Below are 13,673 nucleotides of genomic sequence, written 5' to 3'. Positions count from 1 at the left end.
ATCCTCGACCGTCATCCTCAAACGTCCCGCGACATCGACGCCAAAACGTGACGATACGCGGGGATCATCGACTGCGGATCCGACGCCCGACGTGCTTTGATTTCGTTCTCGATCAGGGCATTGAAAAATGCCACGAAGTCGTGCTTTCCCGTATCGGAGGAAACGCTTCCATCGAAATCCCCGCCGGCGAACTGAATTTGAAACAGATCATCGAGCGTGATTTCGCCTTGCTCGAACTTGCTCTTACCCCACGCCACATATTCAGCCTTGGCTATGTTAGCAAAGTCCGGCTGGCCGACCCTCCATGCCCGTGATGCATTAACCTTGGCAGGCGTTACTTGCGCTTCTGCAAAGTACGACTCAAAGGAGCCAGCGCTCTGTGGTTTTTCGGCAACCCTCGGCGCGGCCGACTCCGGCGGGTGTGCGCGAAATGCCGGCGTGGAAATTTTCATCGCTCGTTCCTTATCGGGAAAGGCTTGGGAGACGTTGGTTTTTTGAACGCCCAGCTTCGGCCTGCCTCAGTAACACTTGCTTCGACGCTCGTGCCTAGATGCTCCGGAGCACCAGTACACTATGGCTCTCGTGCTAGATCAGAGCGGCCGACGAGGCGCTCGAAATCGCCGCACGCGCGGAACGATTCGACTCCACGATAGCGCTCGGTGACGCGCTGCAGACGGATCACAGGGCGCGACGTTCGATATGGCGGCGGGCCGATCTCGAAAAGCTCGCGCTGAGCGTTTTTGTCATCGCGCCGCGCGGCTTCCGCCACGTCGTACGCATATTCGCGCCTATGTTGTTCGGCGGGCGAGACGACCGGCGCGACGCAGACGACGCCGGCGACTTTCTCCGGGTGAGCCTCGGCGAACAGCATTCCCAGGGCTGCTCCCCAGGAATGGCCGACGAGGAGAATGCGATCATGGCGGTGTCGCGATTGCAAATGATCGACGATGCGGTCGAGGTCCGCGACATGGCGCGCGATGTCGAGCGAAGCCGCAGGCGTCGCTGGATCGAATGACCTGCCGGCGCCGCGCTGGTCATAATAAGCGACGAGGAGGCGGCGTTCGAGGCCGCCGTCGAAATAGCGGAGCAGGGGGCGTTCGGCACCTCCTGGGCCGCCGTGCAGCCAGATCATGAGAGGGGCGTTCGCGTGATCGCCACGCGCCTCGAGATAGAGGCGCGCGCCGTCATCCATCTCGACATTTTCAGAAACTGCAATTCCGTCCGTCGCGCCGCCCGCACGCGTGTCGTCCGACATCGGGCAGGACGCGCAAAGAGACGCCGCGAATGCGAGCGCGGCCGTCGCCTCGCGCGCCACGCGGGTTGGCGCGCTCGCGGCGCCATGAGGTCTCGCGAGCCGACGGCGGAGAGCCGACGTCCGGATTGCCATGCTCATCGCTCTGCTCATTCCTTTTCCAGGAGCGCGGCGACGCAACGCTTTATGGAAGGACGATCGACGAGCTTCAGACCATTCGCGGTGGCGGCCGAGAGCTCTCCCTCGAACTCGGCTTCGCCGACGTGACCGGCGGGTTCGGCGAGCAGAAGATCGGCGCCCTTCTTCATGGCCCTCGCCGTTTCGGCGAAGAAACGTTCGGCCGAAGGCGTCTCATGCACGACGGCGAAAGCGAAAGTGAAATCGACCGAGCTATCCAGGTCGTTCAGAGCCATCGAATCTGTCGGACAGACACGAGCGTCTATACGATCGAGCAGACCTGCTCTTTGCGCTCGGCGCCTCAATCCGTCGATCATCTTCGGTTGCGCGTCCACCGCGATGACATGGCCGGCGGGGCCGACCATGCGCGCGGCCTCGAGCGTGAAAAAACCCATTCCCGGACCGGGCTCGAGCACGGTCATTCCGGCGCGCACATAGGGCGCCAGGATGAGAGCGGGATCTTGAAGCAGCCTGCGAAGGGGGCTCGCGAGCAAATAGCCCACCCACCAGGGGCACACGGAATGTTCAGCCATCGGTCTTGCTCCAATGTCGTGAGCTTTGCGCGCCATCCGTCGGATCGGCGCGGGCCGGCTCGTCGAGCAGCGCCCGCAAATAGGCGACATGGGCCGAAAACGCGCGGCGCCCGACGCTCGTCGCGCGCACGCGGGTCTGCGGCTTCTTGCCGATGAATTTCTTTTCGACGGCCACATATCCTGCTTGCCCGAGCGTTTCGAGATGCGCGCCGAGATTCCCGTCTGTCGCGCCGACGATCGCGCGCAAACGGGTGAATTCGATCCACTCGCCCGGCCCGAGGACGTTGAGCGACGCCATGATCCGAAGGCGCATCGACTGGTGAATTATTTCGTTGGGCTTCATCGCTCGCCGACGCCGTGTCGATACAGCCAGAAGCCGCCGAGCACGAAGGCGACGACATATGTCGCGCATGCGTGCAGCCATGCTCCCGCGAACAGGAAAGCTGCGAAGCTCATCGCTGTTCCGACGAGTCCGAGAACGGCGAAAAGCGGTTCTTGCCAAAGGCCGGCGATGACATAGCCCAACATCATCAGCGTCGCCCAAAAGACCGCGAGGCGATCATGGCCGGCCGGTGCCAGAAGATATGACCATGCGACGCCATAGGCGCCCAGAACGAGAAAACCGACGATGGTCCGCCAGCCCGCGCGTCAAACGTCCCGATGCGGCGTCGATAGAGCGTGATTGCGGCGGTCCCGAGAAGACCGGCCGCGTCGACGCCGTACCAGATTGCCTCAGTTTGGTCCGGATGCGCCGGGGAGATTCCCGCTCCTACGGCGACCAACACGCCCCAGAGGATCAAGAACGCGCCAGCACGACGATACGCCAACGCCGCTCTGGTCCGCCGCTCGACAATGGCGATCTGGGCGAGCGAACCAGCGGCTCCGTCACGTGTGTCGCCCATGAGAGGCTCCGTGTTTGTAGAGGACTCTGTAGCACAGAGTAAATAACTTGCACAACACGGTCGAAGCGCCGAGGCGGCACTTTGATCGCTTATCGATCGAGCGCCGTCTTCATCGCGGCCATGCCCTCGTCATCAACGGTTCGATAATCGCCGCGGCGTCATCTGGTTGGAAATTCGCCGTCTATACGACCCTCGCGCGGTCGCCTCGATGGTCGCGACGTGACGAAGCGCTCCAGTTTGCCCAGAGTTTGCAGTCCCAGTTCCACAGCGCCGAAGGCCTTTGCCTCCCGAAACTCGGCAGCCGTGCTCAATACCATGCCCAGCGTAACCCTCGTCGCCCCGTCCTGATCCTCGAACGAGACCCAGGCGTCGGCATGCTTCGGCCCGTTCTCGCCCCATAGCAGCATATAACCAATCCTCTCCTCGGGCCGGACCTCGCCATAGAGATGGTGGTTCGGGAAGACCGTGCCGTCAGGCCCGATCATGTCGAACACCCATTCGCCGCCCGTTCGCAGGTCGATCCTCGTCGTTCGGCAGGAGAACCCGTCCGGCCCCCACCATTGCGGCAGCGTCTCAGGGTTCATCCACGCGCTCCAGACAATGGTTCGCGGCGCCTGTATCACTCGCTGCAGCACCATGGTCCGCTCGGCCACGCCCGTGAGATTGTCCAGTCCAGCGCCGAAACCCTGTCGGTAGCCCGCCTCCATATCCCCGGCCAGCGATGAAAGCTGCACCGTCACGATCAGCCGGCTGCGCTCGCCCGCGTCTGAGATGTCCGCCGTCACCAGCGCTACCGATTGCGTCACGCCCCCGGACGAGACCACCTCGTAGTTCACGCTGCATACCGCCGGCTGCAACTCCAGCCAGCCGTTCTCGCAGCGGATGTCCGGCTCGCCCTCGACCTTGCACAGCGAGACCTCGCGTCCGCCCACCCTGGTGTCGGCCTCCAAGAACTCCACCGTGACCGAGGGCGTGGGGGCGGCCCAGATCGCCCGCGCGGCCGGCGCCGTCCAAACCTGCCACAGCGCCGAGGAGGGCGCGGCCACGTCGCGCTCGAAGGTCAGTGTCGCAAAACGGCGCCTCCTGTCATCGGGTCCCACAGGTGTCGGGGTGCTCGGATCCGAGTTCAATGTCATTTCGCGCGCTCCTTCATCACGTTCGTCACAAATGCGTCCAAGCGGTCGAGCCGAGCTTCCCAGATCGTTCGCTGTTCATCGAGCCATGTCCGCGCCGGATCCAGGGCCTCGGGCACGATGGCGCAGGTGCGTATCCGCCCGTCCTTGGACGTGGTGATCAACCCTGCCTCCTCCAGCACGGAAATGTGCCGCATCACCGTGGGCAGACGCAGGCCCGTGGGGCCTGCCAAGTCCGTCACCCGCGCGGGCCTTTCGGCGAGTCGAGTCAGGATCGATCGACGGGTCGGATCGGCCAGAGCGTGGAAGAGCAGCGAGAGATCTGGATCATGCTTAGCCATGCAACTAACTATCATGCGGTTTATCGGCGACGCAAGAGACACTTCGCCATATCGCTAAGTGTTTGCTCCCCGGCTCGTCGCGCCCTTGGAACAATCTGCTTCTGTTGCGCTCGCGCTCCGGAGTGGGGGTGAGTTGGTCATTGAAGCACAAAAATAGGGTTGCGCTTGACAGCAATACGTCCGTACGTATTATACGGTCATGGCAAAAGCATCCCACCGCGACCGCATTCTGGACGCCGGCCTCAAGGTCATGTTCCGTAAAGGCTATAACGGCTCCGGCGTGCGCGACATCGTCGCCGAGGCCTCGGCGCCCCAAGGCTCGTTCACCAATCATTTCCGGTCGAAGGAAGCTTTCGCTCTCGAGGTGCTCGATCGATATTTCGACCACGTCAAACGACTCGTCGGGCAAGCGCTCGACGACACGCGCCTGTCTCCACGCGAGCGTCTGAAGCGCTATCTCGACATCATTTCCGACCGGCTCGCCGCCGACGGTTTTTCTCGCGGCTGCCTTATCGGAGACTTCAGCCTCGAAGCCGCTCCGCAGAGCGATCTCTTGCGAGAGCGGCTCGGCCTCATCTTCGCCGAATGGCGCGCGCCATTCGCCGCCTGCATCGCCGAGGCTCAGAAGGCGGGCGAGATCGGCGCCGCCTTCGATCCCGACGACCTCGCCGAATTTCTGCTCGCGTCCTGGGAGGGCGCGATCCTGCGCATGAAGGTGGAGCGCGGCCCCGAGCCGCTCGAACGATTCAAGCGCATCGCCTTCGCAACGGTTTTCAAGGAGCCATGACTATGAACAACGACGTTACGCTTCCGCGGCTTTCCGTGCTCGATTCGACGATCGCATATCGTGAAGCGGGCTCCGCCGAGGCGCCGGTCACGCTATTTCTGCACGGCAATCCGACCTCGTCGTACATTTGGCGCAACATCATTCCGCATGTCGCGCCTGTCGCTCGCTGTATCGCCCCTGATCTGATCGGCTTCGGTCAGTCTGGGAAGCCGGACATCGCCTATCGATTCGCGGATCACGTTCGCTATCTCGACACGTTTCTCGAAGCGGCAGGCCTGACATCGGCTTATCTAGTTGCGCAGGATTGGGGAACCGCGCTCGCTTTTCATCTGGCGGCGCGCAGACCCGATTTTGTTCGCGGCCTCGCCTTCATGGAATTCATCCGCCCCATGCCGACGTGGGACGACTTCCATCAACTTCCCGCGGCGCGCGAAATTTTCTGCACGTTCAGAACACCCGGCGAAGGCGAGACGCTGATTCTCGAAGATAATGTCTTTATCGAGCGAGTGCTCCCCGGCTCCGTCGTCAGGAAGCTGAGCGATGAGGAAATGGCCGCATACCGCGCGCCTTTCCCGACACCGCAATCGCGACGACCGATCTGGCGATTTCCTAACGAGTTGCCGATCGCAGGCCGCCCCGCCGACGTCGTCGCCGCCTTGGAGCAGGCGCATGCGGCTTTGGCGTCGTCCCATTATCCCAAGCTGCTCTTCGTGGGCGATCCAGGCGCGCTCGTCTCTCCCGCCTTCGCAGACTGCTTCGCTCGGACCTTGCATGATTGCCGCGTCGTCCGCCTCGGCGCCGGCACCCACTATCTGCAGGAAGATCATCCCGAAGCGATCGGGCGAACGCTCGCAGGCTGGATTGCGGCGACAAGCCGTGAAGGCCGTGACGCGGCGTGAACGGCGAGAGGATGATGTCGCAGCGAACCAGCAACCCCATCCATCATCACTTCATCTGGAAGATCAATCAATGATATCGACGAGCCACTCCATCGATTCCGCTACGCTCGAATGGATTCCGCTGCGAGACGGACTATTTTTTCGCCCTTTGCAATTTACCGAGGATGGCTATTCCCTTCAATTGCGTCTCGAGCCGGGGGCGACGATCACCCGGCACAGACACACTGGTGAAGTGCATGCCTACAACCTTTTCGGCAAGCGAGAGCTCATCGAGACGGGTGAGATCGTGGGGCCAGGGACCTATGTCTTCGAGCCTGCCGGCAACGTCGACAGCTGGCGATGCGTCGGGGACGAGCCTTGCATCGTCCAAATCTCTTTGAAAGGCCGGGTCGAGTATCTAGATGCCGATGGCGTCGTCACTGGCATCGACGATGCATTCAGCACGCGCGACGCCTATCAAAAATGGTGCGACGTTCGAGGCGTCATCCCCAACCTCGCGCTCATTCCCGATCACGACTCGACGAGCGCATTTCAGGCGAGGCGCCGAGAAGGGCGGCAATAGCCGCCCAGCCTCCACTCCTCCTGCGCTGCAGGCTTCCTGTTCGACAGGGACTTACATCGCGCATCGACGGCCTCGACGGGCCGTCGTGTGGGACTACCCCAGTCAGAATCGAGCGGCGACCCCATGGATACAGCGATCAGTTCGAACCCACGCACGTTTCTGGAAGGCCTCGCCTCGAAAGGGCCTGCCGCCGAATATGCCGATCAGCTCATGCTGTACGGGCAGTTCGTGGGCGATTGGCTCGCGGAGGCGACCGAGTTCGCAGCCGACGGAACAGTCACACATTCACACTGGGATATTCGTTTCGACTGGGTGCTCGAGGGACGTGCGATCCAGGATCTATGGATCACGCCGCCGCGGGAAGGCAAAGAAGTGAGTTGGTCGCAAGTCGGGATCGATATTCGACGACCATCCGCGTCTACGACCCTGAGATCGACGCCTGGCACATCATCTGGATCAATCCGCCCAATGGAAACATCACCCGCCAGCTCGCGCGACGAGCGGTCGATGAAATCATTCAACTGTCCGGCGTCGACGCCGCTGGGTCGATGACTCGATGGGTCTATCGGGACATGACGAGGGACAGCTTTCGCTGGTGCAATGAACGATCCGCCGATCATGGAAAGACTTGGCGATTGGTGCAGGAAATGCGGGCAAAGCGTCAATCTTCCAGGAGCGGCTCGCGCGTTTTTCCGCGCTGAGATTCATCAGTCGACCGGCGCACAATCCAGCGAAAGGCCGCGACGAGCGCGCCACCACGCCACCACATCGACCCCTGTGCGGCACCTCTCCACAGCATTGCGACAATGAGAGGAGCGCGGCGCGAATGAAGGATTCGATATGATTCAACTCTATTATGCGGCGACGCCGAACGGTCTCAAGGTTCGCATTTTCCTTGAGGAGGCGGGCCTTCCCTACCACATCGTCCCGGTAAATCTCTCTATAGGAGACCAATCCCGGCCTGAGTTCGTCGCGATCGCGCCGAACGGGCGAATCCCCGCCATTGTCGATCATTCGCCCGCCATGCGCGACCAGCCGCTATCGATATTCGAGTCGGGCGCGATCCTCCTCTATCTCGCCGATAAAGCCGGGATGTTCATGCCCGAGGAGCCGAGCCGGCGTCTGGAGGTGCTTCAGTGGCTGTTCTGCCAAATGGCAGGATTGGGACCCATGGCTGGCCAGATCGGCCACTTCAATGTCTATGCGACCGAAACGCTCCCCTATGCGATCGAGCGTTACAGAGTCGAAACCGCGGGGCTCTATGGCGTGCTGGACAAGCGCCTTGCAGACCGGCCCTTCATTGTCGAGGATTATTCAATCGCCGACATGGCTTGCTTTCCATGGATCGTCCCGCACATGGCGCACGGCCAGAACCTTCGGGAGTTCCCCAACCTGCATCGATGGTTCGAAGAGATCCGTGTCCGTCCTGCGGTCATAAGAACGTACGGCGACAGCAAGGATGTCTACACCGGCCGGACATTGCAATCGGCAGATTGCGCCACGCTCGGTTCGCAGTCGGAGGGCTAGATTCATGGCGTCCGCTGACGGCGAACCGATATTCGTTTCGACTTTTCGCGATGACAATCAGCTTGCCGGCCTCTACTCGGCGGCGAAGCTCGGAGAGCGGCCCGCGCACGCAATAGTGGAAGCTTTCCGGAACAGTCGGTACCGGGTCTTTGCGCTCGAGGGCGAAAGACTCGTCGGCGCCGGTCGCGCGTTCGGCGATGAAGTCGACTGCGCCGTGATCTGCGATTTGGCCGTTCATCCGGAATTCCAGGGGAGGGGCTATGGCGGCTTCATTCTCGAGGCGCTGAAGCGAGAGGTGCGACATCACAAGCGGGTCATTCTCTACGCTCGGCGCGGCAAGGAGGGTTTCTATTCGAAGCGCGGTTTCAGCCCGATGAAGACGGCCATGCTGTGGTCGTTCGCAGTGTCGGTCGAGCGCAATCGGGAAGACGGGATCATTGAATGATCGCGCTGCAGCGTCCCCAATAACGCAACGCCACGAACCATGTCGTCCAGTATTCGAGATGAAAGCCGAAACCATGAACGACGTCACGATCACCTATTGCAAGCCATGTGGCTATGAAAAGCGGGCAAAGGAGGCTGCCGATGCGCTAAAGGGCAATCTGTCGGTCGCCGCGCGCCTCGTAGCGGGGAAGGGCGGCGTATTCGAAGTGCGTGTCAATGCGGAAATCGTCGCCAGGCGCGTCAAGGGCCATTTTCCGGATATCGATGAAATTGTCGAGTCGGTCTCCAAGGCGGTGAAATAGCAAGGCCGCTGCGACTCGACGCCATCGTGCGCCTCGCGAGGGGCGAAGGCGCCGGAATGGCCACTGGGGCGGCGGCTGCAACAATTCGAAATCGACACGCAACGTTTGCGTTATGGACCTCGAGCACCCTCCAGAGCTCCAGAACGCCATCATGCGAGGACCGCTCGGGAACACGCTCGACTCCTTTCGCTGGATGATCCGGCAAACGAGCAAATATCTCTTTTGGTGTGGGATCACGACATGGTTCAGTCGACGACGATCGCCGTGGTGGAGGACGATCCGGAGATTCGCTCCCTCGTGAAGGGCTTGCTTGATCGCAAAGGCTTCGACGCCGCCGCCTGCGGCGACGGGCGCGACCTCGACCGTTTGATGGCGCGGCGCCGGATCGATCTCGTCGTCCTCGATCTCAGATGCTCCTACGGCCGTGAAATGCCGGTTCGAAAATGACTGAAAGCGGCCTACCGCTGGTGCAAAGCTTCCGCGGACTTCGAACAGAAACGCGATCATATTACGGATTGTTAACCATGTCTCCCAATAGTGGCGCTCACGCTACTGGGGGTTTTGATTATGAAACGAATTCTTGCTTCGACGGCGCTCGTCCTTTTGTCCGAAAGCGCCGCGATGGCGGGCTCACCTGTCCGCTACAATGAACCCCCGGCTCCTTCTCAGCTTCCCACCTATCCCGTTGGCGAACAGTTGCGCGAGCGCGGGCGCAATGACGACGTGACCGGCTCTATCGGCGCGCGATCGTATCGCGGCCGAACCTACGCGCCAATCGTCAGCAAAGACGGCTACGTGCCATCGCGCCCCGTCGCCCCTCCGCCGAGCTGGACAGGATTTTATGTCGGTGCGACGCTCGGAACCGGGTGGGCGAAATTCCGGTTCTCTGATAAGTGGTCGAACTTCGATGGCGTCGGCATGTTCGGCGCGAGCGTCGGCGCGACGGCCGGCTTCGATTATCAGTTCTCGCCGTCGATCGTGGCGGGTATCGCCGTCGACGGAAATGTGAACTCCACTGCGGCGAAGGCGAACTCCTCTGGCGAAACGACGTTCAGAGAGGCGGCCTCTTGGGCGTTGCGCGGGAGGCTCGGAACTCTCACGTCAGACGACACGCTCGTTTACGTGACTGCCGGCGTCTCGGAAGTGTTCACCAGTTTGAGCCTCCCGAACAATGCGCCGGGCGGAGGCGGTGCGCGATACGTCGGCGGCGTGTTCGGAGCGGGCGTCGAGACCCGACTGACGAGCAATCTCTATGGCCGTGTCGAATATCTTCACGGCGTCTACGGCAAGCGAAGCTTCCACGGAGGCCTCTATGACGCTCGGCCAGACACTGGAGTCGCCCGCGTCGGTCTTATCTTCAGACCGTCCGAGTCGGACGGCCGAGACACGCCATTCGCCCCTACTGGCGCGAGGACGCCACTGTTGCGCGAGAGCTGGACGGGCGCGCATATCGGCGCTCATGGTGGCGTCGCGTGGGGTAGCACGAAGCTTTCCGATTCGAATGGTTCGGCCGATGGCGTCGGCGGCGCGGGCGGCAGCGGGGGCGTGCTGCTCGGCTATGACTATCAGTATGGCCGGTCGGTTTTCGGCGTCGAAATCGACGGCAGCGTCGGCGGCGCGAAATCGACCGCGAGCGGCGCGCTTCCTCTGTTCTCGACCAGCGCGCAAATCACTTACGATTGGGATTATTCCATCCGAGCGCGTGCTGGCCACCTATTTGGCGACACGCTCTTGTTCGGAACGGCAGGATGGACGCAAACCTATGGGCGCCTCACGACAGCCGGCCTTTTCGGTATAAGCGCGTCGCACGCCTTCACCGGCGTTCAGCTCGGCGGCGGCATGGAAACGATGCTGACCGAGCATGTCGGCGCTCGTCTCGAATATCTGCATAGCTTCTATGACAAATACGCCGCCGTGCTCGGATCGGCGATCGATGCGCGACCGACAACGGGAAAGGCGCGCGCGGCCGTGCTCTACAAATTCTGACGAAGCGCGACACAACAGCCGGCGTTGCATGTCGCTTCGGCTGCTCGCCACGACAGCCTCCAGAATGGCTTCGCCAGCAAAATAGGCAATGATTGCACTGCAATCAAGTTTGGCGTTGCCGGATGGATCGCGCGACGTGAATTTCGCCGGACGCGCCACGTGGGCTTTTTCCGGCCTCGCCAGCAAGGGGAATGAAGCAGAAGCTCCGGCCGCCCAACGATCCTTGATAGGGAGCGTTGCGGCTTTGGCGGAATAGTCGAAATTGCACGGATGTGTTCGGCGCCGCCAGCGTCAAAGAGGTATCGTCGGCGGCGTTGAGGTCGTCCCAATCGATTCTGCCGGATGTGTGGGCGAGGCTGCCCGTCACGACGACGCGCGAGCCGAGCGTCGCGACGAGCTTGGGCAGAAGCAGCGAAGTGAAGGCGAAGCAGCCGAGATGGTTGACGCCGAACTGAAGCTCGAAGATCTGTTTCGTCCGCATGAGCGGGGGAACCATCACGCCGGCATTGTTGACCAGCGTAACCGTCCGGCGAGACCCGCGGATCAGGCTGGAGGCGGTTTCTTTGCGGCGGGTTTTCGGGACCAGCTTTTGGCGAGGGCGGCGACTTCCGCTTCGAGTGGTTCGGGATCGAAGGCTTTTGGATCGAACTCTTCTCCGAGCCACTCTCGGATTTGAGCATGTCGCTCGTGCTTTTTGTCGCCGATCGCCTCCAGTATTTCGGCATAGCCCCAGGGGCCGCCGACGTCTTCGGGCGGACAGCGCCCGCTCGCCTCGATCAACCTCGGGTAAAGGGCGGCGGGTTCTGCATCGACGAGGCGTTCGATCTTGATCGTGTGCTCCCAGCCGTCGCCGAAGTCGTAGAGATAGCGGAGCGTCTTGACGCCCGCGTCCTCGAGAATGTCGATGAGCTTCGCCTTGCGTGCGTCGAGCGGTCCGTCGGGCCAGTTTGGATCGGGCAAGCCCCATCCGGCGCCGCCGGCTCGGATCTCGTAGAGATGACTGTTGGTCCAGCCGAGCGCGGCTTGCAAGACAAGATGCAAGCGATCGAGCTTTATGCCGAGCGGAACCTCGATGCGCCGCAGGACTTTTGGGTCCACGTCATCGAGGGTGATTTTGAGACGGGCGATGGCGGTCATGCCGCCAGTTTACGGCTTTCCCGCGCTTGCGCCCACCGCCAAGGCAGCAGCGCGGCGAGATCGGTGATCTTGTGATCGTTGATGCGCGCCAGCACGTCGGCGAGCCAGTCCTGCGGGTCGACGCCGTTGAGCTTTGCGGTCGCGATGAGCGTATATATTGCCGCCGCCCGCTCGCCGCCGCGATCGGACCCCGCGAAGAGCCAGGATTTTCTGCCCAGCGCGACGCCGCGCAGGCTGCGCTCGGCGCAATTGTTGGTCAGGCAGACGCGCCCATCGTCGAGGAAGCGCGCGAAGGCGTCCCAGCGCTCGAGCATGTAGTCCATCGCCTTGGCGACATCGGCATGACGCGACAGCCGCGCCCGCTCGGCCCGCATCCAGGCTTCGAGATCGCAGACCAGAGGCGCAACGCGCTCGCGGCGCACGGCCAAGCGCTCGTGGGCGGCAAACCCGTTGATCTCGCGCTCGATGTCGAAGATCGCGTCGATGCGCTTGACCGCTTCCAAGGCGAGCGGCGCGATCGCCGTCTGCTTGCCAAGCGCCTTGTTCCGCGCATGAGCGGCGATGTCCGCGAGCACGAAGAACTTGCGCCTGCTATGGCTCCAGCATGCCGCCTCGACGATTGATCTCGGCGACCTGCCCGGCGCGTAAAGCCGATTAAACCCGGCATAGGCGTCGGCTTGCAGGATGCCGGCAAAGCGCGCCAAGTGGCGCTCGGGATGCTCAACGGTGTGATCGCGCGAATAGAAGAACATCGCCGCCGGCGGATCGGCGCCGCCGAACGGATGATCGTCGCGCACATAGGCCACAGCCGCCCGGTGCGCGTCTTGCCCTTGGCCAGCACCGGCACGGTCGTGTCGTCGCCATGCACTCTGGCGCCGGCGAAGACGTGGTCGCGGATGAGGTCGCAGAGCGGACGCAGCGCCTTGATGACGCGCGCAAGCGCGTGAGCCTCGACATCCGCGCCGACCACGATCTTCTCGTCAGAGAGAAGCATGATCTCCATGCGTCCCTGCGCCTCCGGCGGCGCCGGAAGCGCTGGCTGTTCGGACGGAACGATCGTGACGGGCAAGATCGCCGGCTCAGAAGGCGCCGACGCAAACTGCCGCCGCCAAGCGGCGATAGTGTCCATTATCGATAATGGACACTATCACGGATGGCCAAAGGGCCACAGCGCAAGACTACTCCGCACGAAATCCTCAGCGCCAGGCGGCCGCCGGCGGAGGGTTACGCGAAAGCATCCGCCTCGGCCAATACTTTCGACGCGCTCGCCGATAAGTGCTCGACAAGAAGCGGCGGGTAAATCTCGACGCCTGCATCCAATGCGGGCTCTACGTGCGCGGATGCCTGGAAATCCAGGTCAATGACGTGATCGGCGTCACTTATCGCAATCGTCATTCGAAGATAGTCTTCGATTTCGACGATCCGATGGGCGGTCGACCTGCGTCGCGCAGATGCCGGCGGCGCTGATTGACGAAGGCGCGGTGACATACTCCGGTGGGCGCGCCGGATCAACCGTGCAATGAGATCATTTTTGCGGCCGGCTTTCCGACGGCGAGCGGGCGCGGCAAGATCGTGCCGGCGAGCATCTCGCCGCCGGATGTGTTGCTCGTTGATCGAGCGGGTGCGCCACGGAGTAGCCGCACCCGGGCGTGCTGAAGGGGTGCTTCGAATGGCTTTCGTTACATTCGTCG

19 protein-coding genes and 2 pseudogenes are annotated in these 13,673 nt (G+C 62.2%); 10 read left to right on the top strand and 11 right to left on the bottom strand.

The window, feature by feature from the left end; all coding sequences use genetic code 11:
• Window positions 1-17: 17 nt before the first annotated feature.
• The 8 genes from IY145_RS03080 to IY145_RS03045 form a co-directional block, all read right to left on the bottom strand.
• On the bottom strand, window positions 18-452 hold the full coding sequence (locus IY145_RS03080) for a hypothetical protein (protein ID WP_196406870.1): 435 nt from the start codon (window positions 450-452) through the stop codon (window positions 18-20).
• 119 nt (window positions 453-571) lie between these two features.
• Window positions 572-1,255, bottom strand: a complete 684-nt coding sequence (locus IY145_RS03075; RefSeq protein WP_196406869.1) for an alpha/beta fold hydrolase — start codon at window positions 1,253-1,255, stop codon at window positions 572-574.
• A gap of 146 nt (window positions 1,256-1,401) precedes the next feature.
• Window positions 1,402-1,962, bottom strand: a complete 561-nt coding sequence (locus IY145_RS03070; protein ID WP_196406868.1) for a class I SAM-dependent methyltransferase — start codon at window positions 1,960-1,962, stop codon at window positions 1,402-1,404.
• Window positions 1,955-2,305: a winged helix-turn-helix domain-containing protein gene (locus tag IY145_RS03065; protein WP_196406867.1), complete on the bottom strand. Its 351-nt coding sequence runs from the start codon at window positions 2,303-2,305 to the stop codon at window positions 1,955-1,957. Before IY145_RS03065 ends, IY145_RS03070 begins: the two co-directional genes overlap by 8 nt.
• Window positions 2,302-2,493: a hypothetical protein gene (locus IY145_RS03060; protein WP_196406866.1), complete on the bottom strand. Its 192-nt coding sequence runs from the start codon at window positions 2,491-2,493 to the stop codon at window positions 2,302-2,304. The genes IY145_RS03065 and IY145_RS03060 overlap by 4 nt, the downstream gene beginning before the upstream one ends.
• The gene (locus IY145_RS03055; RefSeq protein ID WP_196406865.1) at window positions 2,493-2,864 is read right to left on the bottom strand and encodes a hypothetical protein; all 372 of its coding nucleotides are present in this window, start codon (window positions 2,862-2,864) and stop codon (window positions 2,493-2,495) included. The genes IY145_RS03060 and IY145_RS03055 overlap by 1 nt, the downstream gene beginning before the upstream one ends.
• Before the next feature lie 158 nt (window positions 2,865-3,022).
• Complete coding sequence (locus tag IY145_RS03050) at window positions 3,023-4,000, bottom strand: SRPBCC family protein (protein WP_196406864.1); 978 nt, start codon at window positions 3,998-4,000, stop codon at window positions 3,023-3,025.
• On the bottom strand, window positions 3,997-4,338 hold the full coding sequence (locus IY145_RS03045; RefSeq protein WP_196406863.1) for a helix-turn-helix transcriptional regulator: 342 nt from the start codon (window positions 4,336-4,338) through the stop codon (window positions 3,997-3,999). Before IY145_RS03045 ends, IY145_RS03050 begins: the two co-directional genes overlap by 4 nt.
• Window positions 4,339-4,537: 199 nt before the next feature.
• Between IY145_RS03045 and IY145_RS03040 the strand changes: the two genes are divergently transcribed.
• From IY145_RS03040 to IY145_RS03000, 9 genes are all read left to right on the top strand, one after another.
• Window positions 4,538-5,125 carry a TetR/AcrR family transcriptional regulator gene (locus IY145_RS03040; RefSeq protein ID WP_196406862.1) on the top strand — a complete coding sequence of 196 codons (588 nt, stop codon included), beginning with the start codon at window positions 4,538-4,540 and terminating at the stop codon, window positions 5,123-5,125.
• Window positions 5,122-6,024 carry a haloalkane dehalogenase gene (locus tag IY145_RS03035; protein WP_196406861.1) on the top strand — a complete coding sequence of 301 codons (903 nt, stop codon included), beginning with the start codon at window positions 5,122-5,124 and terminating at the stop codon, window positions 6,022-6,024. Before IY145_RS03040 ends, IY145_RS03035 begins: the two co-directional genes overlap by 4 nt.
• The gene (locus tag IY145_RS03030; protein ID WP_210332611.1) at window positions 6,002-6,586 is read left to right on the top strand and encodes a cupin domain-containing protein; all 585 of its coding nucleotides are present in this window, start codon (window positions 6,002-6,004) and stop codon (window positions 6,584-6,586) included. The genes IY145_RS03035 and IY145_RS03030 overlap by 23 nt, the downstream gene beginning before the upstream one ends.
• Window positions 6,587-6,709: 123 nt before the next feature.
• Window positions 6,710-7,138 (top strand): hypothetical protein, encoded by a 429-nt coding sequence (locus IY145_RS03025; protein WP_196406860.1) that lies wholly within the window; start codon window positions 6,710-6,712, stop codon window positions 7,136-7,138.
• Between the two features lie 288 nt (window positions 7,139-7,426).
• Window positions 7,427-8,113: a glutathione S-transferase N-terminal domain-containing protein gene (locus tag IY145_RS03020; RefSeq protein ID WP_196406859.1), complete on the top strand. Its 687-nt coding sequence runs from the start codon at window positions 7,427-7,429 to the stop codon at window positions 8,111-8,113.
• Window positions 8,114-8,117: 4 nt separating this feature from the next.
• Window positions 8,118-8,558, top strand: a complete 441-nt coding sequence (locus IY145_RS03015; protein ID WP_196406858.1) for a GNAT family N-acetyltransferase — start codon at window positions 8,118-8,120, stop codon at window positions 8,556-8,558.
• Window positions 8,559-8,631: 73 nt separating this feature from the next.
• Window positions 8,632-8,859, top strand: coding sequence for a SelT/SelW/SelH family protein (locus IY145_RS03010; protein WP_196406857.1), 228 nt, complete (start codon window positions 8,632-8,634; stop codon window positions 8,857-8,859).
• A gap of 240 nt (window positions 8,860-9,099) precedes the next feature.
• Entirely contained in the window at window positions 9,100-9,306 is a 207-nt protein-coding gene (locus IY145_RS03005; protein ID WP_196406856.1) for a response regulator, read from the top strand.
• 120 nt (window positions 9,307-9,426) lie between these two features.
• On the top strand, window positions 9,427-10,845 hold the full coding sequence (locus tag IY145_RS03000) for an outer membrane protein (protein WP_196406855.1): 1,419 nt from the start codon (window positions 9,427-9,429) through the stop codon (window positions 10,843-10,845).
• A 310-nt stretch (window positions 10,846-11,155) separates the two neighbouring features.
• On the opposite strand, the pseudogene IY145_RS02995 reads toward IY145_RS03000, so the two are convergent.
• The 3 genes and pseudogenes from IY145_RS02995 to tnpC all read right to left on the bottom strand — a co-directional run.
• Window positions 11,156-11,365, bottom strand: a pseudogene (locus IY145_RS02995) (oxidoreductase); the annotation flags it as partial.
• Window positions 11,366-11,388: 23 nt separating this feature from the next.
• The gene (locus tag IY145_RS02990; RefSeq protein WP_196406854.1) at window positions 11,389-11,982 is read right to left on the bottom strand and encodes a plasmid pRiA4b ORF-3 family protein; all 594 of its coding nucleotides are present in this window, start codon (window positions 11,980-11,982) and stop codon (window positions 11,389-11,391) included.
• Window positions 11,979-12,961: pseudogene (gene tnpC, locus IY145_RS02985) on the bottom strand (IS66 family transposase); the annotation flags it as partial. The pseudogene tnpC and the gene IY145_RS02990, both read right to left, overlap by 4 nt.
• A gap of 296 nt (window positions 12,962-13,257) precedes the next feature.
• Here tnpC and IY145_RS02980 point away from each other — a divergent pair.
• Window positions 13,258-13,449, top strand: a complete 192-nt coding sequence (locus IY145_RS02980; protein WP_196410694.1) for a hypothetical protein — start codon at window positions 13,258-13,260, stop codon at window positions 13,447-13,449.
• Window positions 13,450-13,673 lie beyond the last annotated feature (224 nt).

It is taken from the genome of Methylosinus sp. H3A (assembly GCF_015709455.1).
GTDB lineage: Bacteria > Pseudomonadota > Alphaproteobacteria > Rhizobiales > Beijerinckiaceae > Methylosinus.
The sequence above is the reverse complement of the archived record's forward strand: the minus strand, read 5'-3'. Positions and strand labels throughout refer to the sequence as shown.

Excerpts from the sequence above, each read along its gene's own strand:
- IY145_RS03050 (WP_196406864.1), bottom strand. The coding sequence starts at position 4,000 with ATGACATTGAACTCGGATCCGAGCACCCCGACACCTGTGGGACCCGAT.
- IY145_RS03075 (WP_196406869.1), bottom strand. The coding sequence starts at position 1,255 with ATGTCGGACGACACGCGTGCGGGCGGCGCGACGGACGGAATTGCAGTT.
- IY145_RS03070 (WP_196406868.1), bottom strand. The coding sequence starts at position 1,962 with ATGGCTGAACATTCCGTGTGCCCCTGGTGGGTGGGCTATTTGCTCGCG.
- IY145_RS02990 (WP_196406854.1), bottom strand. The coding sequence starts at position 11,982 with ATGACCGCCATCGCCCGTCTCAAAATCACCCTCGATGACGTGGACCCA.
- IY145_RS03015 (WP_196406858.1), top strand. The coding sequence starts at position 8,118 with ATGGCGTCCGCTGACGGCGAACCGATATTCGTTTCGACTTTTCGCGAT.
- IY145_RS03020 (WP_196406859.1), top strand. The coding sequence starts at position 7,427 with ATGATTCAACTCTATTATGCGGCGACGCCGAACGGTCTCAAGGTTCGC.
- IY145_RS03055 (WP_196406865.1), bottom strand. The coding sequence starts at position 2,864 with ATGGGCGACACACGTGACGGAGCCGCTGGTTCGCTCGCCCAGATCGCC.
- IY145_RS03010 (WP_196406857.1), top strand. The coding sequence starts at position 8,632 with ATGAACGACGTCACGATCACCTATTGCAAGCCATGTGGCTATGAAAAG.
- IY145_RS03025 (WP_196406860.1), top strand. The coding sequence starts at position 6,710 with ATGGATACAGCGATCAGTTCGAACCCACGCACGTTTCTGGAAGGCCTC.
- IY145_RS03045 (WP_196406863.1), bottom strand. The coding sequence starts at position 4,338 with ATGGCTAAGCATGATCCAGATCTCTCGCTGCTCTTCCACGCTCTGGCC.
- IY145_RS03080 (WP_196406870.1), bottom strand. The coding sequence starts at position 452 with ATGAAAATTTCCACGCCGGCATTTCGCGCACACCCGCCGGAGTCGGCC.
- IY145_RS03005 (WP_196406856.1), top strand. The coding sequence starts at position 9,100 with ATGGTTCAGTCGACGACGATCGCCGTGGTGGAGGACGATCCGGAGATT.
- IY145_RS03060 (WP_196406866.1), bottom strand. The coding sequence starts at position 2,493 with ATGATGTTGGGCTATGTCATCGCCGGCCTTTGGCAAGAACCGCTTTTC.
- IY145_RS03065 (WP_196406867.1), bottom strand. The coding sequence starts at position 2,305 with ATGAAGCCCAACGAAATAATTCACCAGTCGATGCGCCTTCGGATCATG.
- IY145_RS03000 (WP_196406855.1), top strand. The coding sequence starts at position 9,427 with ATGAAACGAATTCTTGCTTCGACGGCGCTCGTCCTTTTGTCCGAAAGC.
- IY145_RS03035 (WP_196406861.1), top strand. The coding sequence starts at position 5,122 with ATGACTATGAACAACGACGTTACGCTTCCGCGGCTTTCCGTGCTCGAT.
- IY145_RS03040 (WP_196406862.1), top strand. The coding sequence starts at position 4,538 with ATGGCAAAAGCATCCCACCGCGACCGCATTCTGGACGCCGGCCTCAAG.